The 20392-nt window shown below is 54.1% G+C and carries 18 protein-coding genes; 10 read left to right on the forward strand and 8 right to left on the reverse strand.

What is annotated here, in order from left to right; all coding sequences use genetic code 11:
• Nucleotides 1-5: 5 nt before the first annotated feature.
• The gene (gene prmC, locus G6R38_RS06575) at nucleotides 6-911 is read left to right on the forward strand and encodes a peptide chain release factor N(5)-glutamine methyltransferase (protein WP_240928103.1); all 906 of its coding nucleotides are present in this window, start codon (nucleotides 6-8) and stop codon (nucleotides 909-911) included.
• Between the two features lie 76 nt (nucleotides 912-987).
• Here prmC and G6R38_RS06580 read toward each other — a convergent pair whose 3' ends face one another.
• Nucleotides 988-2499, reverse strand: a complete 1512-nt coding sequence (locus G6R38_RS06580; protein WP_166821734.1) for a sulfatase family protein — start codon at nucleotides 2497-2499, stop codon at nucleotides 988-990.
• A gap of 114 nt (nucleotides 2500-2613) precedes the next feature.
• Nucleotides 2614-3180 (reverse strand): DJ-1/PfpI family protein, encoded by a 567-nt coding sequence (locus G6R38_RS06585; protein ID WP_166821737.1) that lies wholly within the window; start codon nucleotides 3178-3180, stop codon nucleotides 2614-2616.
• A gap of 149 nt (nucleotides 3181-3329) precedes the next feature.
• Here G6R38_RS06585 and G6R38_RS06590 point away from each other — a divergent pair, with 149 nt between their 5' ends.
• The 3 genes from G6R38_RS06590 to G6R38_RS06600 all read left to right on the forward strand — a co-directional run bounded on the left by G6R38_RS06590 (nucleotide 3330) and on the right by G6R38_RS06600 (nucleotide 7183).
• Nucleotides 3330-4691, forward strand: coding sequence for a Gfo/Idh/MocA family protein (locus G6R38_RS06590; RefSeq protein ID WP_166821740.1), 1362 nt, complete (start codon nucleotides 3330-3332; stop codon nucleotides 4689-4691).
• Nucleotides 4692-4814: 123 nt separating this feature from the next.
• On the forward strand, nucleotides 4815-6116 hold the full coding sequence (locus G6R38_RS06595; RefSeq protein WP_166821743.1) for an O-acetylhomoserine aminocarboxypropyltransferase/cysteine synthase family protein: 1302 nt from the start codon (nucleotides 4815-4817) through the stop codon (nucleotides 6114-6116).
• Between the two features lie 140 nt (nucleotides 6117-6256).
• A complete protein-coding gene (locus G6R38_RS06600) occupies nucleotides 6257-7183 on the forward strand; it encodes a sialate O-acetylesterase (protein ID WP_166821746.1) in 927 nt (308 codons plus the stop codon).
• 19 nt (nucleotides 7184-7202) lie between these two features.
• On the opposite strand, the gene G6R38_RS06605 is transcribed toward G6R38_RS06600, so the two are convergent.
• Together G6R38_RS06605 and G6R38_RS06610 are read right to left on the reverse strand one after the other, a co-directional pair.
• Nucleotides 7203-7565 (reverse strand): hypothetical protein, encoded by a 363-nt coding sequence (locus G6R38_RS06605; RefSeq protein WP_166821749.1) that lies wholly within the window; start codon nucleotides 7563-7565, stop codon nucleotides 7203-7205.
• Between the two features lie 163 nt (nucleotides 7566-7728).
• The gene (locus tag G6R38_RS06610; protein WP_166821752.1) at nucleotides 7729-7959 is read right to left on the reverse strand and encodes a hypothetical protein; all 231 of its coding nucleotides are present in this window, start codon (nucleotides 7957-7959) and stop codon (nucleotides 7729-7731) included.
• A gap of 184 nt (nucleotides 7960-8143) precedes the next feature.
• On the opposite strand from G6R38_RS06610, the gene G6R38_RS06615 reads away from it, so the two are divergent.
• Nucleotides 8144-8713, forward strand: coding sequence for a hypothetical protein (locus tag G6R38_RS06615; protein WP_166821760.1), 570 nt, complete (start codon nucleotides 8144-8146; stop codon nucleotides 8711-8713).
• 6 nt (nucleotides 8714-8719) lie between these two features.
• Here G6R38_RS06615 and topA read toward each other — a convergent pair whose 3' ends face one another.
• Both topA and G6R38_RS06625 read right to left on the reverse strand, forming a co-directional pair.
• The gene (topA, locus tag G6R38_RS06620) at nucleotides 8720-11407 is read right to left on the reverse strand and encodes a type I DNA topoisomerase (RefSeq protein ID WP_166821765.1); all 2688 of its coding nucleotides are present in this window, start codon (nucleotides 11405-11407) and stop codon (nucleotides 8720-8722) included.
• A 475-nt stretch (nucleotides 11408-11882) separates the two neighbouring features.
• Nucleotides 11883-12233: a PilZ domain-containing protein gene (locus tag G6R38_RS06625; RefSeq protein WP_166821768.1), complete on the reverse strand. Its 351-nt coding sequence runs from the start codon at nucleotides 12231-12233 to the stop codon at nucleotides 11883-11885.
• Nucleotides 12234-12539: 306 nt separating this feature from the next.
• Between G6R38_RS06625 and G6R38_RS06630 the strand changes: the two genes are divergently transcribed.
• Nucleotides 12540-13478 carry an RDD family protein gene (locus tag G6R38_RS06630; RefSeq protein WP_166821771.1) on the forward strand — a complete coding sequence of 313 codons (939 nt, stop codon included), beginning with the start codon at nucleotides 12540-12542 and terminating at the stop codon, nucleotides 13476-13478.
• 23 nt (nucleotides 13479-13501) lie between these two features.
• Entirely contained in the window at nucleotides 13502-14491 is a 990-nt protein-coding gene (locus tag G6R38_RS06635; protein WP_166821775.1) for a stage II sporulation protein M, read from the forward strand.
• Nucleotides 14492-14531: 40 nt separating this feature from the next.
• On the opposite strand, the gene G6R38_RS06640 is transcribed toward G6R38_RS06635, so the two are convergent.
• Nucleotides 14532-15062, reverse strand: a complete 531-nt coding sequence (locus G6R38_RS06640) for a CinA family protein (protein WP_166821778.1) — start codon at nucleotides 15060-15062, stop codon at nucleotides 14532-14534.
• Between the two features lie 151 nt (nucleotides 15063-15213).
• Here G6R38_RS06640 and G6R38_RS06645 point away from each other — a divergent pair, with 151 nt between their 5' ends.
• From G6R38_RS06645 to G6R38_RS06655, 3 genes are read left to right on the forward strand one after another with little or no spacing between them, the layout of a single operon-like run.
• On the forward strand, nucleotides 15214-16833 hold the full coding sequence (locus G6R38_RS06645) for a DUF1553 domain-containing protein (protein WP_166821781.1): 1620 nt from the start codon (nucleotides 15214-15216) through the stop codon (nucleotides 16831-16833).
• Between the two features lie 45 nt (nucleotides 16834-16878).
• Nucleotides 16879-18162: a DUF1501 domain-containing protein gene (locus G6R38_RS06650; RefSeq protein ID WP_166821784.1), complete on the forward strand. Its 1284-nt coding sequence runs from the start codon at nucleotides 16879-16881 to the stop codon at nucleotides 18160-18162.
• A 13-nt stretch (nucleotides 18163-18175) separates the two neighbouring features.
• The gene (locus G6R38_RS06655) at nucleotides 18176-19261 is read left to right on the forward strand and encodes a WD40 repeat domain-containing protein (protein ID WP_166821787.1); all 1086 of its coding nucleotides are present in this window, start codon (nucleotides 18176-18178) and stop codon (nucleotides 19259-19261) included.
• Here G6R38_RS06655 and G6R38_RS06660 read toward each other — a convergent pair.
• Nucleotides 19255-20211, reverse strand: coding sequence for a GNAT family N-acetyltransferase (locus tag G6R38_RS06660; protein WP_166821790.1), 957 nt, complete (start codon nucleotides 20209-20211; stop codon nucleotides 19255-19257). The two genes, G6R38_RS06655 and G6R38_RS06660, sit on opposite strands and share 7 nt — an antisense overlap.
• Nucleotides 20212-20392 lie beyond the last annotated feature (181 nt).

Raw genomic sequence — 20392 nt, forward strand, 5'->3', positions numbered from 1 at the left:
TCCCTGTGTCCACGCCCGAAAATTCAGCGGCGGTTTCTCCCGTTGCTAAACCCGATGAATGGACCGTTCAACGAATTCTTGAATGGACCACAAACCACCTCACCCAACATGGCAGCGAATCACCGCGACTGGATGCGGAGATTTTGCTCGCTCACTCGCGAGGATGTGCCCGAATCGAGCTTTACACTCGATTTGCAGAAGTCCTGACCGACGAGGAACGGGCCACAATGCGAGAACTGGTCAAACGCCGAGCCAAGGCGGAACCGGTTGCGTATCTTGTCGGTCACAAGGAATTCTACAATCTCTCGTTTCAGGTGACTGCGGACGTCCTAATTCCACGTCCGGACACTGAAACCCTCGTGATGGAAACGCTATCGCACTTGGGTGATCAGGCGGAATCAACGATTCTGGAAATCGGCACCGGTTCGGGGTGCATTCCGATTACACTCGCGAAACGCCATTCGAGTGTTCGAATCACGTCAGTCGACATCAGCGAAGCGGCATCGGACGTTGCCAAGTCCAACGCTGAAACGCATGAGGTTGCTGACCGGATTGATTTTCAGATCGGCGACTTGTTCTCACCGTTGGAATCAGGTACGCAGTTTGATTTGATTGTCAGTAACCCACCATATATCAAAGAAGACGACATTGCGGAACTTGATCCCGATGTGCGGTTGCACGAACCGCATTTGGCCCTGAACGGCGGGGCGGACGGATTGGACGTTATCCGCCGCTTGATCGAGACGGCCCCGCAATGGCTCAAACCCGGCGGTTGGTTGCTATTCGAGATCGGTGAAGACGAAGGGAATGCGTGTCGAGAATTGTTTACTGCGAATGGTTCTTACACGAATATCCAGATCATCAAGGACCTCAACAAGCACGACCGCGTCGCAAAAGCACAATTGGCATAGTTCAAGCGACTACGTCTGTAATCTGTGTGTTTGCCCCTAAGATTGCATAGCGCGGGGCGTCACATAAGAACGGTGCTTAGTTCGTTGCCTTTGCTTTCCGCTTTTTCTTGTTGCTACGTGGTTGTTTGATTTGCTGTCGATAGTTTCGGATCTGCTCAGCTAGTTTCTCGGGGTTGTCACGAACATCAAATGCCGTTAGGCAATGATCGTTCGTTTCAACCATCCAACGACGCAGTCGGTCTTGGTAATCCTTGATAAGCGTCTGGTGTTCAGGACTGTTAATCAGGTTGTTCACACAGCCAGGATCCTGCTGCAAATCATAGAACTCCTGAGGGACACGATAGCGAAACATATCAACGCGTTCTTGAATCGCGGGGTTCGTCTTACCGGCTTTTTGCATTGCCCGAAATGTGCTGCCTTCGTTGTTGTTGCGATATTGAAATTTTCCATCACTAAACGCATTGAAGATGTAACCATACCGTTTGTCTTGAACGCACCGCATAGGTTTGGGCGGCCCGCTGATCGTATAGTCGATTTGCGTGAAGACATACTCTCGATTCGGCTGATTCTTTCCCTGCAATATCGGCACGATTGAACGTCCGTCTAATTGCTCAGGCGGTGTCACCCCAGTGGCCTCCATGAAGGTTGGGAAAAAGTCAACTTCAGAGATCAAGTGAGTGCGGTCAACCGATCCCGCACGAGTGACTCCCGGCCATCGAACAAAACAGGGGGTTCTCGTGCTTGCGAGGTAGGTATTCGCCTTGGCGAACGGGAACGCTGATCCATTGTCGGTCATAAAAAGCACCAAAGTGTTCTTCGCCATCCCGGACTCTTCGAGTGCATCCATGACTTTGCCAAATGTATCGTCGAGTCGTCGGATGGAACTGAAATACATCGCGATTTCCTTCCGAACATTCGGAAGGTCGGCCAAGTAAGTTGGCACCGTGATTTCCGTCTCGGAAAAAATGCGGGTCGGAACTTCCTCGCCTGGCATTTTTCGTTGAGTATAGAACGGACGGTGAGGATCGTGTGAATTCACCATCAGATAGAATGGCTTATCGGCATCCCTAGACTTCTCAAAGAACTGAGTGCAGTAGTTGTAGTATTTCGAAGGACTACGACCGCTTCCTAGTTCCCCATAATCATGGGCAAAGTCCCAGCGAAAGTTCGGGTCGGTTGTCGAGTGATCGACTTTCCCGAGAATGCCCGTGAGATAGCCAGCGTTCCGGAGCGTGCCAAAGACTGTTGGTATCGGTTTCGGCATTTTGTTGAAACCGATGCAACCACTGTTGTGGCTGTATCGCCCCGTGGCGATCACGCTTCGACTTGGTGCACAGATTGCGACATTCACATGCGCGTGTTCGAAACTCATCGCCGATTTTGCAAAGCGGTCTAAATTCGGCGTCACATCAGTCGTTGAACCTCCCAACGCGGGGAAAGCCTCATAGCCAAGATCGTCGGCTGTGAATAGCAGAATGTTAAGACGTTGATGGCTCGGTTCTTGAGCATGAGCGACTAAGCCTGCAAGCGACAGAACGACAACTAGTAAACGAGTGAATTGTCGTTGGAGATGTGGCTGAGATTTCATGCGGGAGCACTCCGACTATGAGAAAGAACTTGCTAGCTATCAAACTGTTTTAGCAACCGATCACGACTAGCATGACTCGGTTGCACTAGTTGTGTCGACGTCACCATGTCGGTCCTAGTTTTTCTGCTCGCGGGCTTGTTCGAGCAACTGAATCCATGGGCCAACGTAATACCCGTTGTCATGAAAGGTACGACCGCTAACTAGGTTGCCATCAATCACACAGGGTTCGTTGACGAAAATGCCACCGCAAACTTCCAAGTCGAACTGGCATTTCGGCACGGTTGCCATTTTGCGTCCTCGGACACAGTCCGCATAGGCAGGAATTTCCACACCGTGACACACACTCGCAATCGGTTTGTTTTCTGCGAAGAAGTGTTTGGTGATCCGAACGAGCTCCTCGTCGTAGCGGATATATTCAGGGGCTCGTCCGCCGGAGAAAAGAATACCAGCGTACTCTTCGGGTTGAACATCTTTGAACGCAATATTGGCCTGGAGTGTATACCCTTCCCACTCTTTGGTGATTGTCCACCCCGGCTTCACTTCATGGAGCACCATTTGATACAGCCGCTGTTCGGGGGCGGTGACGACAGGCTCGAAGCCAGCTTCTTGCAATCGGTAGTATGGGTACATTGTGTCCAGGGTTTCGGTAGCGTCGCCGATAACGATCAAAACTTTGTCCATGAGTTTCTCCGGAGAGGTTGGCGGTTCGTTGGGGTCATCTGTTGTATTGTTGAGCCTTCGATAGCGATTAGCAAATGCCAGCAGACTGGTGAATCCGTTTCATGTTGTGGTATTGTGATGATATCAACCACCTTTGATGGAGTTCATTGATGTCGCAACAAGTTTCGTCTTTCGGTCGTCGTGAGTTTTTATCCCGATCCGCTGGAGCCATTGCTGCGGGGACGGCAGCAATAGGATGTCCGGCGATTCTGTCCGCGAAGTCACCGAATGAGCGGTTGAATTTGGCGTTTATCGGAGTCGGTGGGCGTGGTCTGGCCAACTTGAACACACTGACTTCCGGCGGTGCGGATAACGTGGTCGCGGTGTGTGATGTGAATTCGATTGCACTGGGCAAAGCGAGTCAGCGTTTTCCGAAAGCCCGCACGTATGTCGATTTTCGCAAACTCTACGAAGATGCGGATGACATCGACGCGGTTGTGGTCAGCGTTGCCGAGCACACGCATGCCTACGCCACGATGCCGGCGTTGAAAGAGGGTAAGCATGTCTACTGTGAGAAACCGCTGACATACAACGTTGACGAAGCTCGGCAAATCACAGAAGCCGCGGCAAAGGCAAACGTCGCCACGCAAATGGGGACGCAAATTCATGGCATGCCGAATTATCACCGCGTGGTGGAGTTGATTCAATCCGGTGCGATCGGCAATGTGACCGATGTGCATGTTTGGGTCGGCCGCGCCTGGGGACTGCAAAGCGCAGAGGATGCGAAGAAGCATCGTGACATCATCCATGTGACCGAACGTCCCCAAGAATCCGTCACGCCGCCGAAGAATTTGAACTGGGATTTATGGCTTGGTCCGGCTCCGTATCGCCCGTTCAATCCGGTCTATGTGCCGGGGCCGCGGTGGTATCGCTGGTGGGATTTTGGCAATGGCACGATGTCGGACCTTGGTAGTCACTGGGTGGACTTACCATTCTGGGCACTTCAGTTAGATGCTCCTAAGACCATCGAGGCGTTTGGTCCGCCGCCACACCCGGAGATCGCACCGGCATCGATGAAAGCCGTCTACGAGTACGGCGCACGTCAGGATTTGCCACCGTGCAAGCTCACTTGGTACCAAGGAGCGATGAAACCGGAGATTCTCCAAGAGTTGAACCTCACGAACTGGAACAGTGGCGTGTTGTTCGTTGGGGATCGCGGAATGCTGATCTCCGATTATGGCAAGCACAAACTGCTTCCTGAGAAAGACTTCGAGGACTTCGAATACCCCGAGCAGTTCACGGGGAATTCGCCGGGGCATCACAAGGAATGGTTGATTGCCTGCAAGACGGGATCAAAAACCGCAAGCCCCTTCAGTTACGCCGGGCCGCTGACGGAAGCGAATCATCTTGGCAACGTGGCGTATCGTGTGGATCAAAAACTCCACTGGGATGCGGCGAAGATGGAAGCCACAGGGTGTCCGGAGGCCGATCCATTCCTCAAACGAGAGCCGCGGCAGGGCTGGTCATTGTAGGTTGAATACGAGTTTTCGCCCCGACTTCGCAATGAGGAGGGGCGTCAAATTGCGATCCGTGTTTCGTGCGGATAGGATGCGACAAACTTGATTGTCCACTTTGCCATCTGAAAGTCTACCGCTATGGATCCGCAAGCACTCAAACTCGCTACGTTGTGTCTTCATGCTGGTCAGGAGCCCGATTCCGCCACGAATTCGCGTGCGGTGCCGATCTACCAGACCACGTCGTACACCTTCAACGACACCGACCATGCCGCTCGATTGTTCGGACTGGAAGAGTTCGGGAACATCTACACGCGGATCATGAATCCGACGCAGGATGTGCTCGAACAACGCATCGCCGCGCTCGAAGGTGGATCGGGAGCGTTGGCGGTTTCGTCGGGGCAAGCCGCCGAAACCATGGCGATTTTGAACATCGCTCAAACTGGGCAAAACTTCGTTTCCTCGTCGAGTTTGTACGGGGGAACTTATAACCTGTTCCACTATACGTTTCCCAAGTTCGGAGTGACCGCGAAGTTCGTCGATCAAAGCGATCCGGAAAACTTCAAGAAGGCGATCGACGACAACACTCGCTGTCTGTATCTAGAAACGATCGGGAATCCCCGGGGCGACATCCCGGATTTCGAAGCGATCGCCAAGGTTGCCCACGATGCCGGCATTCCGTTGATCGTCGATAACACCCTCGCGTCGCCGGCGTTGTGTCAGCCGTTGAAGTGGGGAGCCGACATCGTTGTGCAATCCTGCACGAAGTTCATTGGCGGGCATGGGACGAGCATCGGTGGCGTGATTGTCGAAAAAGGCGATTTCCCCTGGGATAACGGCAAGTTTCCAGAGCTGACCGATCCCGACCCCAGCTACCATGGGATGAAATACTTTGAAACGTTCGGGCCGATGAATATCCCGTACATCATCAAAGCTCGCGTGCAAATGCTGCGGGACTTGGGCTCCGCAATGAGCCCGTTCAACGCCTTCCAATTCCTGCAAGGGTTGGAAACGCTTCACCTGCGGATGCCGAAGCATTGCGAAAATGCGTTGGCCGTCGCCGAGTTCTTGGAGCTGCATCCAAAAGTTTCTTGGGTGAGTTATGCCGGACTGAAAAATCATCCGTCGTATGAACTCGGACAGAAGTATCTGCCGAATGGTTGCGGTTCGGTCTTTGGGTTCGGTCTTGCCGGAGACAGCCCAGACGAGCAACGCAGCAAAGGCGTTAAGCTGATCGATAGCGTGAAACTGTTCAGCCACTTGGCGAACGTGGGTGACAGCAAGAGCCTGATCATTCACCCCGCGAGCACCACTCACCAACAGCTCTCAGTCGAAGAACAAGTTAGTGCTGGTGTGACTCCGGACTTCGTGCGACTCTCGATCGGTACCGAAGACAAGGACGACATCATCACCGATCTGAAACAAGCATTGGATGCCATTTAGACGCACCTCATGATCAATGTGCGTTTCCCAGAAATCGAAGATGTCACGGCTATTGGAGTCGTGACATCTTCAATGAATGTCTCATTGAGTTACCGCCGACATGACCATGTAACCTTTCACTTTGCCCCAAGGAGTCCCCCATGTTGCAACGAATTCTGACGAGCGCTCTGTTGGTCTTCGTAGGAGCGTCGTCCGCGTTGGCGGCCGATTCGGTCAAAGTGTTCATTTTGGCTGGTCAATCGAATATGCAAGGGCATGGCATTATTGATGCCAACCCGAAGCGAAACGATGGCAAGGGCTCTTTGACGTGGCTTGTCGAGAATCCTGTCACGAACAAGAAATTTGGACATCTCATCAACGAAGACGCCGAGTGGACGGCCCGTGATGATGTGCAGATTTGGTATCTCGGCCGCAAGGGCAACTTGAAACCCGGTTTCGGTGCCAATGAGGAACGGATCGGCCCGGAACTGGGGTTCGGGCATGTCGTTGGGGACGCGATCAACGAACCGATCTTGCTGATCAAAATTGCTTGGGGTGGCAAGAGTCTTGGGAAAGATTTTCGACCGCCGTCATCTGGCGGCGAGGTGGGGCCGTATTACCAAGAGTTGCTGAAGCACACGAAGGCTACCCTGGCCGATGCCGCAACTTTGTTCCCACAATACAAAGGACACAAGCTGGAATTGGTCGGTTTCGGTTGGCATCAAGGATGGAATGACCGGGTCAATCAGGCATTCAATGATGCCTATGAAGAAAACATGGCGAACTTCATTCGTGATATCCGCAAAGACTTGAAGACCCCGGGTTTGCCATTCGTGATCGCTGAGACCGGCATGAGTGGTCATCAGGAAAAACATCCGCGGGCGTTGTCACTAATGAAAGCCCAAGCCGCCGTCGCGACGCATCCCGAGTTTCAAGGAAACGTGGCGTTCGTGGGCACAAAAGATTTCTTCCGCGCGAAAGAAGAATCGCCATCTGGCCAGGCTTATCACTGGAACACGAACGCCGAGACGTACTACCTCATCGGCGAAGCCATGGGGCAAGCCATGCTGAAGCTCATCGACGATTAATGCAACGCGGATTTCACTCTCAGAAACTGAACGGTGCGGTTTCGGCTCCGCGAGACGCTGATTGTGTCGTTGTGGATAAGGACTTCTGCTCGGGTTCCTCGGTTTGGTCGGTGCGTCGCAACGGCACCCGCTTGTGTTGCCCAAACGGTTCGGGTGTGTTCGCTGTGGCTGTTGCGTTCACGGACTGCGACGGCGTGGTTTCCGCAGTTTCGACCGTTGGCTGGGGATTTGATTCGGTTTCCGGCGGGCGTTCGAAGTGCAAGCCGACAGTCGGAGTCGGTTGATCGCTGCTCGCTTCGAAGGTCATTCGAGGCGCAGCGCATCCCACCGAGCAAACACATATCGCGAGAGTCGCATATCCGAAAATCGTGCTGCGTGTCATCGTCTAAGTTCCGTTGCAAAACTTGGCAAGGGACGATCAGCCGGTTTCAACAGCCGAGAACGAATCCAGTCCGAGAGCGCGTTTACCGTATGTGTAGCGTCTTAGGAAGGGTTTTTCCCACGGAACACAAAGCGCCACCCGCTACATTCAAACTAGACATGGTCTAGTCGTCGAAGTCCGTGTCGCGGGCCGATTCCCGTTGGTCGGGCAATTCACCGTAGACGTTCCCCAAGTCGGGTTCGTCTTGCGGTGGCAGTCCGCCGAGTAGTTTTGTGGGCATCATGGACGTGTTGAGCACCGGATCGCCATCCGATGCGCACCCGGATATTCCCAGGGCAACACTGCACGTCAGACACGCGCTAACCAAGGAAATCGTACGTAGAATACCACACATGACCCGCCTCCCTGCGGTTCGTGATTTTTGAATTGTATTCAGGGATTGCGCGGTTGATAGCAGACCGCACGTACTGTGTACAGATCAATTTTTCTGACCGCGGTAAACATGAGGCGTTTGGTGTAAACTTTGCAAGATGATAGGGGCCTTTTTGAGCAAATCGCTGATGAATGGAGTTCGTGATATGCGTTTTAGATTGATGATTCTTGTTCTGATCGGTTCTGCTCGGATACTGTCGGCTGATCAGCCTGCGACCCCATCAATGGATCAGCAAACGCAGATCTTTCCGTTGATGAAGGTCCCGGCAAAGTCGGCCGCTGACGCCATCCGGAACTATTTGAACGCAAAACACGATCTTGAAAGGTTGACGGATCCCACCAAGAAACCGCTTCAGTTCACCATTCAGGCCAGAGTCGAGACAAACAGCTTGCTCTGCACAGCCGACAAGGCGACGTTAGCCGAGATTACGGCTCTCATCGAGAAATTGGACCGAATTGAAGATCGTGTCGAGATCGACGTGGTCGTCAGCCGCACAGGACCGGATGGGAAAAAAGTCGTTCTGACACGACCAACGGTGCGAACCTTAGCGGGGCGAGAGGCGGAAATTCAGTTCGGGACCGACAAATCCTACATGACAATCCAATTGACTCCGCGTGTATTTCGTGAAGACCCGCGTTTGCTTTCCGAAGACAAGACCGGAAACGAGTTACCAATCGCGGTCCCACAAAACCGAACTCGCTCCGATCGAGAGTAAACCGCTCTAGCTCTTTTTCTTGGTTGTCTTTTTCTTCGCCGTGGTCTTTTTCGCGGCTTTCTTCTTGGTCGTTTTTTTCTTTTTCTTGGTCTTCTTTTGGCCGGCCTTTTCCTCGAGCAAGGCAATGCCTTCGGCGAGCGTTAATTCGTTGACGTCCTGATCTTTCGGGACGCTGGCGAACACCTTCTTCTTGCCATGCCGAACATAGGGGCCGTACTTGCCTTCGAAAACTTGCACCGGTTGACCGGATTCCGGATGCTCGCCCAACACACGTAGCGGCTCAGCGGCGGCTCGCTTTTTCGTCTTGGAGAGCATATCGACGGCCGCTTCCATTGTGATGTCGAGCGGTGTGTACTCTTTGCCTTCAAACTCGTAGGTGTGTTTCTTCTTGTCGAAGTTGCCATAAACCTTGTTATGGAGCACGTACGGACCATACATGCCAACATCCGTTTTGACGACGTTCCCGGTCTCAGGGTGTTGGCCGAGTTTCCGCGGCAGATTCATCAACGCAATGGCTTGATCGAGCGTGATCGTTTCGGGATCAATCGAATTGATCAACCCTTTGCGTTTCGGTTTGGGGTTTTCGTCGGTGATTTCGCCAAGCTGCACATACCAACCGTAAGGACCGCTCTTCAAATAAATTGGCAAACCCTCTTCCGGATGCATTCCAAGCGGTTTCGGGCCTTCTTGTTTCTTCTGAATTTGATCTTCGACGAACTCATTAGTCAGATCGCCGGGCGCAAAATCGTTTGGCAATGAAGCAGTGACCTTCTCGCCGTTGTTTTCCTTCTCGAGATACGGACCGTACTTGCCGACCCGAATGGCGGAATCGACACCGGAAAGCTGCAACGTGCATGCTTCGCGAGGATCAATGGTTTCAATCTTTTCCTTGAGTTGCGTATCGAGACCTTCGTCACCCGAATAGAACCGTTGAAGATACGGCAACCGCTCGGCTTGCCCGGCGGCGATATCGTCGAGGTCTTGTTCCATTCGAGCCGTGAATTTGTAATCGACCAAGTTCGGGAAGTGCTGTTCGAGCAACCGGGTCACGGCCATCGCGGTAAACGTCGGCACGAGTTGGCTACCGTTCTTTCGAGCGTACCCGCGGTCTTGAATGGTTCCGAGAATACTTGCATACGTACTCGGTCGCCCGATTCCTTCAGCTTCCAACTGCCGCACGAGCGAGGCTTCCGTGTAACGGGCCGGCGGTTTGGTTTCGTGACTGAGGGCATCAACTTGTTCGCACGAGAGCGTTTGACCTTCGGTGAGCGGCGGCAGCACGCTGTCTTGGTCATCGAGAGCGGCTTCCGGATCGTCACTACCTTCGACATAAGCGCGGAAGAAACCGGGAAAGATCACCGACCGACCCGACGCCCGAAACTGTGTGTCCTCGACTTTGATTGTCACCGTTTGGAATCGCAATCTTGCTTCCGCCATTTGTGTGGCGACGGTGCGTTTCCAGATCAGATCGTAAAGTTTCGCCTCGCGACCTTTCAGGTTGTGTTCGTCGGCGGTTTTCATCTCCGTTCCAGCGGGGCGGATCGCTTCGTGAGCTTCCTGTGCTCCCTTCGATTTGGATGTGTATTGTCGTTCGCTGCTGTGCAGAAACTTATCGCCGTATCGATCCTTCACACATTTCCGAGCTGCCGTGACGGCCTCTTTGGAGAGGTTCACGCTGTCAGTTCTCATGTAGGTAATCAGCCCGTTCTGATACAACTCCTGAGCCGTCCGCATGGTTTCGCGGGCAGTCATGTTGAGTTTGCGGTTCGCTTCCTGTTGCAGCGTACTTGTGGTGAACGGAGCCGAGGGTTTGCGGGTTTGTTCGCGTTCTTCGACGGACTCGACTTGCCAATCGGATGATTTGATTTTTTCGACGAGTTTCTTCGCATCGTCCTCACTGAGCAACAACACATTGCTGCCCTCTTTGAGTTTTCCAGTGTTCTCGTCGAAGTCTTTCCCGCTGGCGATTCTTTTGCCGTCGACGGTCATCAGGTCGGCGGTGAAGCGGTCTTTGGCTTGCGGTTCTTTGTCACCGGCGGCGTGGAGACCGGCTTTCAAATCCCAATACGTGGCGCTGTGGAAGGCGAGGCGTTCGAGCTCGCGTTGCACCAACACCCGGACCGCGACGGATTGCACCCGACCGGCGGACAATTTCGGCGCAACTTTCCGCCAGAGCAGTTTACTCAGCGGAAAACCGAAGAGACGATCAACCACACGACGCGTTTCCTGAGCCTCGACCAAGTCTTCGTCGATCTGCCGAGGATTCTGAATCGCGTGCTGGATGGCGTCTTTGGTGATCTCGGAGAACACCATCCGACTGACGGGGACCTTCGGATCGAGCAGTTGCACAAGGTGCCAACCGATGCTTTCCCCTTCGCGGTCTTCGTCGGTCGCGATGATAAGTTCGCTGGATTCTTTCAGAGCGGCCTTGAGTTCCTTGATGATCTTCTTGCTATCTGAAGAGACCACATAGAACGGTTCGAAGTCTTCGTCGACTTTCACACCGAGTTCGGCCCACTCTTCCTTTTTATACTTCTCGGGAATTTCCTTGCGGCTGGCGGGCAGGTCGCGGACGTGCCCGACGCTGGCCAACACCTTATATTTTGGCCCAAGAAACCCGCCGATTTTTTTTGCTTTCGCTGGGGATTCGACGATCACCAACGCCTGATACTTTTTGCCAACGTCCTTAGCCACGCGATGACATCCCTTCGAGGAATCGGCCCGCTGTGTGCGGTCAATCGAGGTTTCTGAGCAGGCGACCGAGCGTCACCTGTTCCATTAAATCTCGACATTCTTAACCCGACGCCATTCAACGTGCAAGGGCGGAATTCGAAGAAGCCTCGGGAATTCGACGGGAAAAAGATTCGACGCCATCTCCGTCCTGTGGACAATTCAGACGTTCCAACCGTCGATGAATTCTAGACTTCCGGCGATTGCCTGTTCGAAATTCGGATGTCAATCGGTGTGATCATTCGGCAACCCAAATCGTCTGGGAATGCCGATGTGTTCGCGTTTCCGACAGTTCGGTGGTGTCAGTGGACACCAATAAAGACCCACAGCACCCGTTATTGAGGCCGTTGACTCGCGATCGGAACGGGATCTGTCTCTTGGCATTTAGGAAACCAAGGCTTCTCGCGTCCGTCGTGGACACGGACGACCTTGCTCCGTTTTAGTCGTCGCTTTTGCGAAGGAATCGTCCGCCGCTAAGGAACATGCCGTTCTCGCAGGGGTGACACCACTCGATGAGCACACGGTACTCGAATTTTCGGGTTTCGCTCGCCATTCGCACGGTGACTTCGCCGGGAGAGACTGCTCCGCGATGCACCATCCCGATCCCCAAACGGCTGATTTCCCGTGTCATGGCTGAGATCGTGTTTCCCCGCATGGTGGTGATCTCCGCCGGGACCGAAAGCTCCAACCGCTCGGCTTCCCGCAGGTTTTCCCGATCGGACTTGCCGATGGATTCCAAGATGCGTTGGAGATCTTCCAAGGTGGGACGGCTCCAAGGGTCTGCCGACATAATCTATTCTCCGGATTCATTGAGACGGCTGCGATTCGGTTCGCCAACGCCGGGGAGGTCAAATTCACTTACTACGTTCAAGAGACGGGCGCGGCTCTTGTACTCAACATAGGTTAGCGAGCGTCGGATGCCGGATGTTCCCCGCGGAATTTCTGCCGATCCATGCTGCCAGTCACAAATGAAAACGGCCCAACCGACACAATCCATTCAATACCCAGAGCAACGGTGGGAATGTCTGCTTGGAATCCGTTGGTAGAATGCTCTAAGCTGGGATCGAGAATTGAACATCGATCGGTCTGAGTGGTCATGCATCCGACGGAAACTTGGGACAAACAATCTTCAGTGAGTCTGGCGTTGGAACTCCAAACGCCGGAGAACATTGTTTTGTCGTATCAACTCGCCGGACCGGCCTCGCGATGTGCGGCGTTCCTGATTGATGGCCTGGTTCGTGGCGGAATCTTGATCGCTTTGATGATTCTATCGTTCCTGCTGGCCGATTATCTGCCGGGAACGTCGACCGGTTTGATGTTGCTGACCCTGTTCTTCTTGGATTGGGGATACTTCACCATCTCCGAAGGTTTGTTTCGTGGTCGCACGATCGGCAAACGGGCCATGGGCCTGCGGGTGATTCACGAGCACGGTCACCCCGTGACATTTTGGGGGGCGATGCTGCGGAACTTCCTGCGGGTTGTCGATGGCGTCCCGTTATCCGTGTTCTATTTCGGGACGGGAATGGATATTTCCGTGGGCTTGCAGTTCATACCCGTCTACGGACCTGCGTTGGTCACGATGATTCTCTCTCCGAAATTGCAACGCATCGGTGACTTCGCCGCCGGGACCGTGGTGATCTCCGAACGCTTCGGCCAATTGCCGCGAGAACCCGTGATTCTGTCGCGAATCCGGCCGCTCGAACGCGGTGAAATCAACCATTGGAAACCCGACAGCCGAACGCTGGCCATCATTGACGATTACCTCTCCCGACGTCATGTTCTCTCGCACGAACGCGGGCACGAACTGTGTGCCGACTTGGCGATGACGATGGCTCGAAAACTGGAATTCAAAGGCGACCCATACCAACTGCGGGATTACCCCATGTCGTTTTTGGCTCGGGCCTACGTAACATTTGCCCGGCGAGACGACGAAGATGACACACAATGGTTACCCCAGGAAACGGCATCGAATGAGTTGGCCGAGTTGGAGGTCGTCCCGCGTCGCACACCCCGGCAACATCGGACACGTCTTTGATCGTAGTCGAGAACGACACCGTCATGAACAAACGCGATTTTCTCAAGCAACGTCGTCCGGTTTGGAATCGGTTCTCGAAACAGGTCGGTCGCCTGGAAACCGGGAAGTTTCGGAGACTGAGCGGCAACGGCGTGTTGGACTTCTCACGGATGTTTCGCGAGGTTTGTCACGACTTGGCGACGGTGCGGGCGAATGAATGGGGTGGGCAACTCGAGACCTATCTCAATGAACTAGCTGCTCGTGGACACAACGTGTTCTATCGGTCGCCACCGGGACGGATCGAACGGTTTCTGGATTTTCTCGCCGTTGGCTATCCACGCACATTTCGCAAGAACATCGGTTACTTTTGGGCCGGATGTCTGTGCTTCTTTCTGCCGTTGATCGCCACTTGGACAGTCGTGCAGAAAGATTCCGAGTTGGCCGGTCGAATCATGCCGCCGGCTCAGTTGGAAGTCATGGAGGCCATGTACGACTACGATCCCGATGATCCCACACGCCCCGTCTTTCAAGAAGATCGAGCCGGAATGGGGGGATTCTACGTTTACAATAATGTCGGCATTGCGTTGCGAGCGTTTGCCGCCGGGATTTTTCTCGGGGTGGTCACGGTGTATGTGCTGCTTTCAAACGGGATTTACATCGGAGCCGTCGCGGGATATCTCATCGCGGAAGGACACGGCAAAGCGTTTACCAGCTTTGCGATTTCTCATGGTTCCTTCGAACTCACCGCCATCGCCATCGCGGGGGGAGCCGGTTTGATGCTCGGGAATGCCCTGATTCACCCTGGCCAACAAACTCGTCGGCAAGCACTACAAACCCGCGGTTTGGAAGCTGTTCAAATTGCGGGCGGTGCGGCAGTGATGTTGTTCATCGCGGCGTTGTTGGAAGCGTTCTGGTCACCGGCGGGAATTCCCTCGCTGTTGAAGTACATCATCGGCGGCTCACTCTGGGGACTGGTCGCGTTGTACCTGTTGCTAGCCGGTCGCGGTGGTGATTCGTCGGAAGAAATCGATTGAACCGCCACCGTAGCGTCTTCATAGCAACTCGCGCCCGCCGTTACGCAGACGTGACGAAACTCAACACGGATTCCAGCACTAACTTTGCCGCCGTCATCTGTCGAGCAATTCGAAGCTGGTGTAGTTCGCTTTCGTTGGCATCATCGGGCGTTCGTTCTAGACGATATTCAAAGACCTCTGGTTCCCGATTTCGCCCAGCAACGCCGATGAAGACCAAACCGTCTTGATCCTCAGGAGCAAACGGACCAACGTGCCCCGTCACCGATGCCGCCACCGTCGCTTCCGGAGTTTTCGCAAGCACACCCTCGGCCATCAACCGTGCCACAATCTCACTGACTGGGCCAGGATCGTCGAGGAGGTCTCGAGAAATCCCCAACCATTCGGCTTTGGTCTCGATGCGGTACACCACGGTCGACCCGCACATCACATCGGACACGCCCGCAACCGCCGTCACCACGCTAGAGACCAAGCCGCCCGTGCAACTCTCTGCGAAGACAACTTTCCGATCACACTGACGAAGTCGCTCTGCCAAAAATTTGGCCGACTCATAGAGTTCCGGCAACCCACTCATAGATCAACAACTCTTTATTCTTGTGTTCATCACGATTATAGTGAAACATGCTGTTGCAGCGTAACGGATTCCTTGAGTTGGACAACTCCCTACAGGAATTTGAGTTTCGAAGAGCATTCGACGCTTCGCGTGGAGTGGAAAGGTGCGTCCGATGAGACGACTCTGGTGGTGTTTGTTTCTGCTCGGTTTGCCAATGGGAAACCTTTCGGCCAGCGAACTGTCTCTCTCATCGGAAATTGATCGACTCATTCACGCAAACGGACAGCCCGAAAAGTTCGCGTCCGCTGCCAATGATGAGGAATTTCTTCGGCGAGTTTATCTCGATCTCGCCGGTCGCATTCCCACTCACAACGAAACCGCCACATTTCTGAATGAGAAATCACCTCAGAAACGCGAGAAACTCATCGACGATTTGCTTGCCGGTCCGGATTTCCCTCGGCAAATGGCCGAGCGGCTCAATATTTGGTTGATGGAACGACGTGGCGAGAATGATGAGTGGAAGAAATTTCTGCGATCCGCGTGCGAGGAAAATCAATCGTGGGGCGAAATCGTGCGGCGAATTATCAAGCCGGACGACTCCAATGAGACGACGCGAGGAGCGGCGTTTTTCATCACACAACGGTTGGTCTCACGGGGCGCGATGGCTCCCATCGATGTTCCCGGACTCACCCGCGATGTGGGGCGATTGTTCGCCGGCGTCGATTGGCAGTGTGCCCAGTGTCACGACCACCTCACCGTTGACGATTACTACCAGGAAGATTTTCAAGGGTTACACACCATCTTTGAAAAGGTCGCCACTCGACGCGGCAGCAAGTTTCCGGCCATTGACGAAATACTGATGTCCGCACCGCAGGAGTTTATGTCGGTATTCATTCAGGAACCCCGCACGACTCCGCCCCGAGTTCCCGGTGGATCGGAAATCCCAATTCCCGAATTTCCCAAAGGTGAAGAATACGAAGTTGCTCCGGATCGAAAAAAACGAATCGTCGGCGTGCCGAAATTCAGCCCGCTACGCGAACTCGCCAACGGATTGACAACCACCGAAAATAAATTGTTCAGCCGCAATATGGCGAACCGTTTGTGGTGGATGATGACCGGTCGCGGATTGGTTGAACCGTTGGACTTACATCACACAGGGAACCCGGCCACACATCCGGAATTGCTCGATCTGTTAGCGTCCGAGTTTGCTGCTCACAACTTTGACATCAAATGGCTACTCCGTGAAATCGGGCGTTCAAATACCTACCAACGGAGCAGCCAACTTCCCGATGAGAGCGAAACACCCGCGCCATATGAATTCGCGAGTGAAAAACGACTGTCGGCCGAACAGCTCTTTTGGAGTGTGCTGATCGCGACTAAAGAATTCGATCGACTTGCCGAACCCGGTCAGTCCATTGAAGACGTCGTTGCTGCTTCCAAAGACCTACAGACGCTACGGGAAACCTTCGTCGATACATTCGCCAACCCACCGACGGAACCCGAGATTGATTTTGAACCATCTGTCAAAGCCGCGTTGTATCTCATGAACGGTGACGGCGTGCATAAGCTGATCGCCCCCAAAGACGGCAACTTGACTCATCAACTAGCCAAACGATCAGATGCGGAATTAACGGACGAATTGTTCTTGGCAATCCTGGTTCGTCGTCCCACCGATGAAGAACGCAAGGACGTGCAAAGCTATCTGGCGGAAAATGAAGTCCGTCGAGAGTCCGCCATTCAGAACCTCATCTGGGCACTCGTGTCCGGCACGGAATTCTGTTTAAACCACTGATCGTCAGTCGTGACACACGAAGATTCAAAGTGAGGAGCAAACGATATGCCTCATCCCCGATGTCAAATCGCGGATCATACGTTGTCGCGGCGTCGTATGTTGGGAGCGCTTGCGGGAACGGCGGGCGGTCTGGCGTGTGGTGGATTGCTCCAACCCACCTTCGCCAAAGAGTTGCAAAAGAGCGACAAGCAAATGCTCTTGGTGTGGCTCGATGGCGGTATGAGTCAGCTTGAAAGTTGGGACCCAAAACCGGGCACCCAATTCGGCGGCCCTTACCGCTCGATTCCCACATCGCTTCCTGGTGTGCATCTCAGTGAATTGATGCCACGACTGGCGAAGCAAATGCATCGCTTCAGTCTTGTTCGCAGTATGCGGACAGAAGACCCGAACCATTCCAGTGGCGTCGGCAAAATTCTGCGTGGGCACCCGAAGAATCGCGGTGTCGAATACCCGTTCATGGGGTCGGCGGTGGCCAAGTTGTTAGGACCAACCAAAAGTGGGTTGCCGCCGTATGTTTGGGTCAAACCGGGCAATGGCGGGTTTATCTCAAAACACGCCGGATTCCTCGGAGCGAAATACGGAGCGTTCGCGCTCGGCAACGGCAAACCACCGAAGAATCTCGTGCGTCTGGATTCCATCACCGTTGAAGATGATCTCGCCCGTAATGCCCTGCGGGAGAAGTTCAATCGACGATACGCCAAACGCCATCCACCGAATAACAGCGAAGCCCACAGCTACGTCTACGATGTCGCCCAAACGCTGATGAAGCATTCAGATTTGTTCGACGAAGCCACACTCTCGGACCGTGACCGCGATCGCTACGGCCGTACGGATTTAGGTAAGCACACGCTGCTCGGGCGACGACTGATCGAAGCTGGCGTGCGGTTCGTGCAGGTTCAGTCCTACGGTTGGGACACGCATGGCGACAATTTCAATGCCCATGCCAGTCGTGTGCCGAAGGTCGATCAGGCGTTGTCGGCATTGCTAGAAGACCTCGACGAACGCGGTTTGTCCGAACGGGTTCTGGTCGTGGTGATGTGTGAATTCGGTCGCACTCCACGGATCAATGGGTCTGTCGGGCGTGATCATTGGCCGAATGCGTGGTCTCTGGCAATGACCGGTTGCGGGATTCGTCCTGGCACCGTCATCGGGGAAACAAATGCCGACGGCACTGACATCGTTGGCGAACGGTACGACATCGGTGCCCTGTTCCACACCTGGTATCACGCCATCGGCATCGACCCCACAACCACCGAATTTATGAACGGCACCCAACCGCTGCCGATTGCCCACGACGAAATGCAACCGATCCGCGAATTGCTGAGCTGAACGAGGTTTGATCATGTTCAAGACCGAAACCAAGACGCCTCAACAGGTCCTCGCGACTCAGGCGGATCGGCAAGTTGCAACCGCGAGATTCCATCCGAACGGTGAGCTACTGGTGACCGGCGGATACGATGGCTCGTTGCGGCGTTGGCGAATCGAGAAGGAAGCGTTGACCGAAACCGAACCAATCGCCGGACACAACGGTTGGATCGAACGGATTGTGTTCCACCCCGATTCCGCGACCGATATCCTCGTGAGTTCGGATTCCTGGGGCCGGTTGATGGTGTGTCATCCATCCGCCGAGAATTCCGAATCAGGTCAGCGTCTCTGGAAACATGACACCGCTCACGATGGTCGCATTCATTCGCTGACCCTCTCGGCGGACGGCGAACAGATCATCACCGCCGGTCAAGATCGGTACGTTCGCGTATGGGAAACGAAAACCGGCAAACGCATACACGATCTGAACGACCACGATTCCGAAGTCATGGCGGCGGCGATGCATCCGCATGGGAAGTCCGTTGTAGCGGGAGACGTCCTCGGTGTGGTCAAGGAATGGGATCTCCAATCGAGGAAGTGCGTCCGAGATCTCGATCTGTCACGAATGCACTTTTACGATCGCGATCAAGACGTGGCAGGTTTGAAACATCTGCGGTTCTTGGATGACGGCGCCACACTCGTCGCGGCTGGAATGGATCCGAAACGAACGGGGAACGTCAATGGCATTCCCAGTCTGCATTTTCTCGATTGGAAAACCGGAGCGATTCGGGAATCACTCGTGGTGGGCGACAATGCTACGGGGTTCGTGTTTGATTTTGAACGACTCGACGACGGTTCGTTTCTCATCGTCACGAGCGGAACCCCCGGCAACGGACGCGTGCTTTGGCGACATCCCGATGAAGACGAATTCCGCTTTGAATTCAAGAAACTCTCCAATTGTCATGCATTGGCGATGCACCCCGATCGCCATCGGTTTTTCGTTTCGGCTACGAATCGCAACAGCCAAGGCAACGGAGCGGTTCGTGACAAGGAAACAGGCGCGTATCTCGGCAACACGTCGCCGCTGCACTTGTTCGAATTGCCGGAAGAACAGGTTCAGTGAAGCAATCGCAAGTAAACCGAGAGCCGATCAACCTCGGAGAAACCCAGATCGCGGTAGATTCGCCGAGCGACCTCGTTTCGGGAATCGACCGCTAACACGACACCACGATGTTGTTGCTCCCGAGCAGTCCGTAATGCGTCTGAAACCATCGCCCGTCCGTATCCGTTGCCACGTGCTTCCGGGACGACGCCCACGTAGACAATTTCAGAAAGATTCCCCTCACGCGGATTGACCAAACACAAACCGATTGGCCGCTCACGATGCGTGAATAGCGACCAGGCCAGTTCGTCATCTTGCACACCCTCTCGATGCCCGTCGAGCGCTTGCAAGCCCGTTCGCAGCCCGTTCAGTTCGGGACAATCTTGAGTTTGTTCCCACGTCCGTTCGAGGACACTGGCGAACAACTGAGTTTGCCCAGTGTTGCCCGGCTCGTAGGAGATTCGCTCCCAATCGGGCGGTTGGTTCTCGGTGGTTGTCTCAAGGGTGTGCAACAAATAGTGAAGGTCGGTCACCCAAGGGAAGCCGCCGGTGCGGTACAACTCCCGCTCGGTTTCATTGGGTGGGGTCAACATTTGTCCGATGTGGATTTCTTCGCCACTCAAACGATCTCCGATTGCGTGCAGCAATGAAATTTTAATTTCACCCACGGATGGATCGGAAGGAATTAACAGGCGAGATTGGTCAACGATCGGTTGCCAAACGAAGGCCATCGAACCTCGGTGCCGAGAAAAGAATGCGGCCCCAACCGGACGCCCGTGAACTGAGGCCCACAACAGTCCGTCCAATGGTACGTCGCCGCTCGCATCGGCCGCCAACCAATGCTCGACGAGATTCTTCCTCACGGTCGGCAAGTTGTCGTGGAAGAACAGTTCCAATGCCTGTGGGTATCGGTCTTTGGGAACAGGCTCCACGTCGATCGGGGAATGCGGCTTCAGCGGCGTTTTTGTCACAACTGCCTTTCGGCAAAATGGCCCGATGGGGTGTCAACAACGATTTCGGCGTGTTTACGTTTCGCAGTGTAATTAACTGTAGCCGAACTCGGCAGGCTGTCGAGTGTTGCGACTCAGTTGATGATTGCGGAGTTGAAGGTCTACAATCCCCAGCGAATAAATTCTCCAAGTCGAACTCATA

Source organism: Thalassoroseus pseudoceratinae, from assembly GCF_011634775.1.
GTDB lineage: Bacteria > Planctomycetota > Planctomycetia > Planctomycetales > Planctomycetaceae > Thalassoroseus > Thalassoroseus pseudoceratinae.

Bases quoted from the DNA above. Each gene is read 5' to 3' on its own strand.
- G6R38_RS06580 (WP_166821734.1), bottom strand. From the start codon at position 2,499: ATGAAATCTCAGCCACATCTCCAACGACAATTCACTCGTTTACTAGTT.
- G6R38_RS06585 (WP_166821737.1), bottom strand. From the start codon at position 3,180: ATGGACAAAGTTTTGATCGTTATCGGCGACGCTACCGAAACCCTGGAC.
- G6R38_RS06590 (WP_166821740.1), top strand. From the start codon at position 3,330: ATGTCGCAACAAGTTTCGTCTTTCGGTCGTCGTGAGTTTTTATCCCGA.
- G6R38_RS06595 (WP_166821743.1), top strand. From the start codon at position 4,815: ATGGATCCGCAAGCACTCAAACTCGCTACGTTGTGTCTTCATGCTGGT.
- G6R38_RS06600 (WP_166821746.1), top strand. From the start codon at position 6,257: ATGTTGCAACGAATTCTGACGAGCGCTCTGTTGGTCTTCGTAGGAGCG.
- G6R38_RS06605 (WP_166821749.1), bottom strand. From the start codon at position 7,565: ATGACACGCAGCACGATTTTCGGATATGCGACTCTCGCGATATGTGTT.
- G6R38_RS06610 (WP_166821752.1), bottom strand. From the start codon at position 7,959: ATGTGTGGTATTCTACGTACGATTTCCTTGGTTAGCGCGTGTCTGACG.
- G6R38_RS06615 (WP_166821760.1), top strand. From the start codon at position 8,144: ATGCGTTTTAGATTGATGATTCTTGTTCTGATCGGTTCTGCTCGGATA.
- G6R38_RS06625 (WP_166821768.1), bottom strand. From the start codon at position 12,233: ATGTCGGCAGACCCTTGGAGCCGTCCCACCTTGGAAGATCTCCAACGC.
- G6R38_RS06630 (WP_166821771.1), top strand. From the start codon at position 12,540: ATGCATCCGACGGAAACTTGGGACAAACAATCTTCAGTGAGTCTGGCG.
- G6R38_RS06635 (WP_166821775.1), top strand. From the start codon at position 13,502: ATGAACAAACGCGATTTTCTCAAGCAACGTCGTCCGGTTTGGAATCGG.
- G6R38_RS06640 (WP_166821778.1), bottom strand. From the start codon at position 15,062: ATGAGTGGGTTGCCGGAACTCTATGAGTCGGCCAAATTTTTGGCAGAG.
- G6R38_RS06645 (WP_166821781.1), top strand. From the start codon at position 15,214: ATGAGACGACTCTGGTGGTGTTTGTTTCTGCTCGGTTTGCCAATGGGA.
- G6R38_RS06650 (WP_166821784.1), top strand. From the start codon at position 16,879: ATGCCTCATCCCCGATGTCAAATCGCGGATCATACGTTGTCGCGGCGT.
- G6R38_RS06655 (WP_166821787.1), top strand. From the start codon at position 18,176: ATGTTCAAGACCGAAACCAAGACGCCTCAACAGGTCCTCGCGACTCAG.